This window comes from Mucilaginibacter sp., from assembly GCF_036383575.1.
GTDB lineage: Bacteria > Bacteroidota > Bacteroidia > Sphingobacteriales > Sphingobacteriaceae > Mucilaginibacter.
Window position 1 is genome coordinate 1 of the sequence record NZ_DASVOB010000505.1, and the last position, 5,953, is coordinate 5,953.

General features: G+C 43.2%; 6 protein-coding genes. 2 read left to right on the forward strand and 4 right to left on the reverse strand.

Features of this window, described 5'->3' with window-relative positions; all coding sequences use genetic code 11:
• Window positions 1–519, reverse strand: a 519-nt coding sequence (locus VF500_RS17925; RefSeq protein WP_330860992.1) for a PH domain-containing protein, incomplete at its 3' end; no start/stop codon positions are given.
• 148 nt (window positions 520–667) lie between these two features.
• Complete coding sequence (locus tag VF500_RS17930; RefSeq protein ID WP_330860993.1) at window positions 668–1,654, reverse strand: acyl transferase; 987 nt, start codon at window positions 1,652–1,654, stop codon at window positions 668–670.
• 321 nt (window positions 1,655–1,975) lie between these two features.
• On the opposite strand from VF500_RS17930, the gene VF500_RS17935 reads away from it, so the two are divergent.
• Together VF500_RS17935 and VF500_RS17940 are read left to right on the forward strand one after the other, a co-directional pair.
• Window positions 1,976–2,455 (forward strand): DUF1203 domain-containing protein, encoded by a 480-nt coding sequence (locus VF500_RS17935; protein ID WP_330860994.1) that lies wholly within the window; start codon window positions 1,976–1,978, stop codon window positions 2,453–2,455.
• A 97-nt stretch (window positions 2,456–2,552) separates the two neighbouring features.
• A complete protein-coding gene (locus VF500_RS17940; protein WP_330860995.1) occupies window positions 2,553–3,230 on the forward strand; it encodes a lipid-binding SYLF domain-containing protein in 678 nt (225 codons plus the stop codon).
• A gap of 57 nt (window positions 3,231–3,287) precedes the next feature.
• Here the strand turns inward: VF500_RS17940 and VF500_RS17945 are convergent, their stop codons facing one another.
• Both VF500_RS17945 and VF500_RS17950 read right to left on the reverse strand, forming a co-directional pair.
• Window positions 3,288–3,626, reverse strand: a complete 339-nt coding sequence (locus VF500_RS17945) for a hypothetical protein (protein ID WP_330860996.1) — start codon at window positions 3,624–3,626, stop codon at window positions 3,288–3,290.
• Between the two features lie 9 nt (window positions 3,627–3,635).
• A partial coding sequence (locus VF500_RS17950) for a penicillin acylase family protein (protein ID WP_330860997.1) occupies window positions 3,636–5,953 on the reverse strand: 2,318 nt, incomplete at its 5' end.

Here is a 5,953-nt window from a genome sequence, read left to right on the forward strand (position 1 = left end):
TGCTGCATAACCATTAGTTTGAGAAAACGGCTGTGGAGATGCGGGTGCTGCAAAAGCACGGGCAGGCGAATTTTCCAACTGGATAGCACCTGATTCGGCACGTTTTTGTTCCAGTTCGCGCTGGCGGCGGGCTTCGCGTTCAATTTCCTTACGTTCCTGGGCGTACTGATATAATTTACGGCCCTGAACTTTAGGCAGGTAATCAACCGCCATTTCGGCACCGCCGGTGGTCCTTACGCTGAATACGGCACCAATGATCTCTTCTTTGGTATGTACGTCAACAATATCTTTCCAAACAAAATCAACAAACTTGATAGATAAACCTAGGTTTGCCGGGGTAAAAAACAATACACGTTTGTTAGTTATAGCGATACAATCAGGAAAAAGGTTTACCAGCGGTTTTTTCTGAACGGCTATGTAAATAATCTCCTCGCCGGTTGACAGCAGATCAACAAGACGTGAATAAACCTTTTCAACTGCTTTGGGATCCTGTTCCTCTGTTAAAAATTTCTCAATCATGTTTTTAGCATTTATGATGCGCGCAAAAATAATAATTATAACGGTCAAAGAGTCAAGAATTAAGCGTTAAGAAGCAAGAAAAAAGATAAAATCTTATTCAGAAACTTTCTTGAATCTTGATTCCTGACGTCTTGATTCTCAAATAGTATTAAGCTATCAGCAAATTACAGCCACGAATGTCCGACTGGTCAAACCTGCCTAATACTTCAAACGAGCCATCAGTGTAGATCCTGCCCAAGTCCTGCGTCGCAATGAACGCGCAGGAGTTGATATTGGCCAGGTCAATAACGCTGATCCCGCCTGTTTTACCAATTTGTAACGTGCTGAGCGGATCGTTAGTATCTCGGATGATGATCTTCATCCAGGGCGGGCAATTAAAAATGCCATCGCCTTCGGAGTATGCTTGTGATAGCAGCTCGGTCATCCCGTATTCAGAATGGATGTGTTTTACGCCAAACCCTTTACCTAAAATATTGTGCAGCTCTTCGCGGATCATTTCCTTGCGGCGGCCTTTCATTCCGCCGGTTTCCATCACTACCAGTTTGGGAAAGTTTATCTGGTAATTTTCAATAAAATCAAGCAATCCGAACGTTACACCAATCAAAAGCGTTGGCTTTCCGGCATCTTGCTGCTTTTTAAGCTGATGAAAAAGCTCGTCGTGATTATACAAAAAGAAGCCGCTATCCGGGTTGTTTGACTGTTTAATGAGGTCTTCAACCATATAAATAAGCGATGAGCCTTCGCGCTCCAGATAGGAGGGAAGCAGTGCTAAAACTATATAATCCCTGATATCACCATAAAAAATAGTAAACGCTTTGCGGAAACTATCCTCATACCAGGTTTTATCCGTAACCCTGTGACTACTCGTGATCATACCGGTAGTGCCTGAACTGGTAAAAGTTACCTCAACTGGTTCATCGGTGCTTAATATGGTGTGCGATTTAAAAAACTCGATAGGTAAAAATGGGATTTGCCAGTAGGATGTAATTGCTAACGGGTCAACTTTCAATCCTTCAATAAATTGCCTGTAAACCGGGTTATGCTTTGCCTGGTAATTAAAAACCTGCAACGCTGCTTCATTAAATTGCTCATCGGTATTGATAGAAAATACCTGTTGTTTACCCGGTTTGTCCATTTGGGGCAAAGATAAGGAAAACCGTGATTCGCTTGATTAGAGAGTTGAACCCTGATTCGCTTGATTATAGGATTTACATGATATCAAAATTGGACCTTGATTTGCTTGACCGTGGGATTTGAACCATGATTCGCTTGATTAATGGATTTACATGATATCAGGTATGAACCATGATTTACTTGATTGGAGGATTTGCTTGATATCATGTAATCCTTAAATCCTATAAATCATGGTTCAATCCCGGTTCTGACAAACTCCGCAAGTTTCGGGTTGAAGTGCTTTGCGTGCAATCCGACCTTTGATATATCAAAAACAATGATCATGAACACATTTAAAATTGTACCGCTATCCAAATCATTCGCGCAAAAAATAAGAACTACCATGACCGACGATTTTGGAGGCGAAGTGGTTGAACAGTTAGCCACCGGGCTTGGGCCTTGCCGGGTTTCGCTTAAACCGTTTGAACGTAATGTTGATAAACGGCTGTTACTAAAGCACTCGCCTTTTGAAATTGAAAATGCCTATAACCAACCGGGGCCGGTTTTTATCAATGCTGGGGATGTGGAGGAATACCACGATATTTATCGTTTTCCTTCGGAGATCAAGGCTAACAAAAAGAGTTTTCCGCTATCGCTCATCGGTTATAGTAAAGCGCAGCAAATGGTTTTGACCCGACTTGTTGGCGATGCAGATGTTGATGAGCTGATCAATGAAATATTTGCCGAAAACGATAACGTTGAATATTTGCATGCCAGAAATGCCCAGGCATGTTGTTTTATATGCAAAATTGAACGTGTTTGACTTTGAGATTACATAAAATTAAAAAACAAGTACGTGTTTTGGGGGTTAGTTAAGTATTGAAGCATACAGTAATTTATAATATTAATTATCCATCCCCATGAAAACATTAAAATTTTTGAGGCTCCCTGTTTTATTAGGCCTCTTTTTTGTAATGATATCGGCAAAGCCGGTCGATGACAGCAAGCAAACGGAGCGTCTCCATAATGCGTCGAACGTGCTGAAAGAGTTTGCCAAAATGAAAGAAAGTATCCCGCATCAGTTATTGGAAGAGTACGAAGGTATCGTGATTATCCCTAAAATGATCAACGCTGGTTTTGGCATAGGCGGTAAACGCGGAAAAGGCGTTGCCATGGTGAAACTGGGCAACGGCAAATGGAGCGACCCGGTGTTTGTAACCCTTACAGGTGGCAGCTTTGGCTTGCAGATTGGCGTACAATCGGTAGACTTAGTATTGGTATTCCGTAATAAAGGTGTGTTAACCAAAGTGAAAAATGGTGATTTTACCATCGGTGGTGATATTTCAGCAGCGGCAGGCCCAGTTGGCCGAAGTTCAACTGCAAGTACCGATTATAAATTGCAGGCCGAGGTTTATTCTTATTCGCGCAGTAAAGGCTTATTTGCAGGTATCTCTATTAATGGCTCAAACCTGGGTATTGATAAAGATTCAAATGCTGCTTATTATGGAGCAAAGGCAACCTCGCAGGATATTTTTGCACAGGCTACCAGCGCTACAGATGCGGTTAAAACATTAAAAGAAACATTGGCCGCATTTTAAAAATAGAATGTGCTGAATAACAAAAATGCCCGGCTAAAATGCCGGGCATTTTTGTTTCTAATGCTTTTGGAATGCCCGTTTGAGCAGCAGCCCCGAAAGTGCCGACATCCCGCCGACCAATCCTCCTAAAATACCTGTTACCGCCAGTATATAACCCCAGCCGGGCAGGTGGAATAAATGGGCTATCCTTGTAGCCATAATATGATCATTCGGGATACTTTTAAAAAGTGCCAGTACAATCCACACAATTAAAACGGCAATAAAGGCTTGCCAGAAGGAGCTTCTTGCCGTAGTGCCAATAATAAGGGCCGTTAAAAAAGATATGATGGCAACTATCCACCAGGGTAAAAAATATCCGCTGGCAAATGAGAGTATAAGTATGATGATGAATAACATGATGCTAAATTATTTACCGGTTAATGTATAAGTTGATTTAATGCGTGGTGATGGCTCATTGGCCGATTGCATGAAAAGTAATTCTTTCAGTTGCCCCTCATTCCAGGTTTTAAACATATCATTATAAAAGAAACTGCCGGGATTGCCCGATTCGCCGCCAGGGAAAATGCCATAGCCTTTTACTTTTGGCCCCATTTGTACTACCATACGCCATGACGGGCCATGGCCATCGTTTAAGGCGTTAACTGTTGATCCCGTACCTCCCGTTTCAAAATTTCCCGAACCAAAAGCCGGCTGACGAGATAGACTGGCTATATCGAATTTTTTGAATTTGCCCCATTGCCAACCCGGCCCTGGCTTACCGCACCTTTTGGTAATATCCGTTACCGCGGCTGCAAAGGCTTTATTAACTATATCTGAGGCGGTTTCTTTAGCCGGTGTGCGGATATCATCAAACCATTTGGAATTTGGCTCTTTTAAAAGTAGGCGTTCTGTTCTATCCATGGAGGGGAAGTTGCTTTGCAGGTTTTTATCTGCAAAGTCATCAGCCCAGATAGCGTTATATAATTGCGACCACCAATTGCCAAATACCGTGGCACCGATTGAATTAGCCGAAACGTTTTTGTCCCATTTATTGACTTCATGGTAGGCAGTAAGTTGCGTAGCATCAAGTTTTGTTGGGTCGATGTATTTAAGCAGGGTTGGCAAAATATCATGCGCACGAATGCTGTATACGTCAGTTTGCAGAATGCGCATGCTATCTACGGTAGCCTTCGTCATAACTGTAAGCCTGTCGTTAATGCGTTTACCGCGTTCATACGATGCAAACGACCAATCGATATAATAAGGGTAAGTAGGATCTGTTGATGACTGATTGGCCGAACTCACAAACCCGCGGGGCGGATTTTTAACTGTAGGATCGTGCTCAAACGGTACCCAGCCATGCCAGTCGTCAGCAGGATCAGTCCCATCTAAAATAAATTTACCCTGGTCTTTATATTTAAGTGGATATTTACCGTTAGGGGTAATGGCTATATCATCTTTACTTGCAAAGACAAAATTTGACGCCGGAGCGCTGAAAAAGGTAAGCGCTTTGCGGTAATCGGCGTAATTTTTACCGGTATTAAGCAGGTACATAGCCATCAATTCGTTTGATGGTTCGTGTGCTATCCAGCGCAGCGAATGACCCACCGGCACAAAATCAGCACCGTCTGATTTTTGGGTATCGTTTTGATACACAACCGGGCCATGGTGGGTATAAACTACTGTATCGTAAACCGCTTTCTGACCAAGCACTTCAATTTTTTCGATGCGGCGGGCAGTTTTATTCCATTTGTTATCATACCAGTATTCATCCATCTTAACATCCCTGAATTTTTCCTGGTACCAGTCGAGTACATCTGCATCTACATTGGTAATACCCCAGCTGATATTGTTGTTGAAACCCAAAATGACACAAGGCGCTCCCGGTAAGGATACCCCGTATACATTCATGCCAGGCGCCGAAAGCTGGATCTGATACCAGATAGAAGGAAGTGTAAGATTAAGATGCGGATCATTTGCTAAAATAGGGTAGCCACTTGCTGTTTTACTGCCGGCTACCGCCCAGTTATTACTGCCAATGCCCTCAACGCGGGGCTTTGTTTTTGCACTATCAGTCATACTGGCCAAAAAGTTGGCTGATGGTTTTGGAATAGGCAGGGGTTTAAAATAATCCCATTTTGTCCCTACAGGGATAATGGGATCTTCATGCATCGGATAATCAGGAAAAAGATCATTGGTGGTAGCGGGGCCAAATTTGCGCAGGATATTGGTCATGGCAAATTCGTTTGAGCCGCCGGCCAATGTTTCAGACATCAGCTTAAGTAAAAATGCACAGTTGATGGGTTTCCATTCTTCAGGCGCATAGTTCAGAAGTTTAAACTCTATCGGATAATCCCTCGGGCTCAGCTGATGAATATAGCTGTTGATGCCATCAGTATAAGCCAGGATCATATCCTTAATTACAGGATCTGCCATCATGGCTTGTATTGTTTTTTCGGCTCCGTAAACCATGCCCATGCGACGGTGATATCGGTCAATATCCAGCACTTTGGGGCCGATAACTTCGGCCAGCCTGCCTGCGGCCTGCCGGGTTTGGATATCCATTTGCCAAAGGCGGTCAGTTGCGGTCATGTATCCCTGGGCAAAGTACAGGTCGTGCTCGTTCTGTGCGAAAATGTGCGGGATATGGTTCTCATCAAATTTAATGGTAACCTTACCCTGTAAGCCTTTAAGTTTCAGGTCGAGCGTTGGCAAAATGTGCTTGCTTTCAGCATTTTGCCAAA

Coding starts and splice junctions, on each gene's coding strand:
- VF500_RS17935 (WP_330860994.1), top strand. CDS start 1,976: ATGAACACATTTAAAATTGTACCGCTATCCAAATCATTCGCGCAAAAA.
- VF500_RS17945 (WP_330860996.1), bottom strand. CDS start 3,626: ATGTTATTCATCATCATACTTATACTCTCATTTGCCAGCGGATATTTT.
- VF500_RS17940 (WP_330860995.1), top strand. CDS start 2,553: ATGAAAACATTAAAATTTTTGAGGCTCCCTGTTTTATTAGGCCTCTTT.
- VF500_RS17930 (WP_330860993.1), bottom strand. CDS start 1,654: ATGGACAAACCGGGTAAACAACAGGTATTTTCTATCAATACCGATGAG.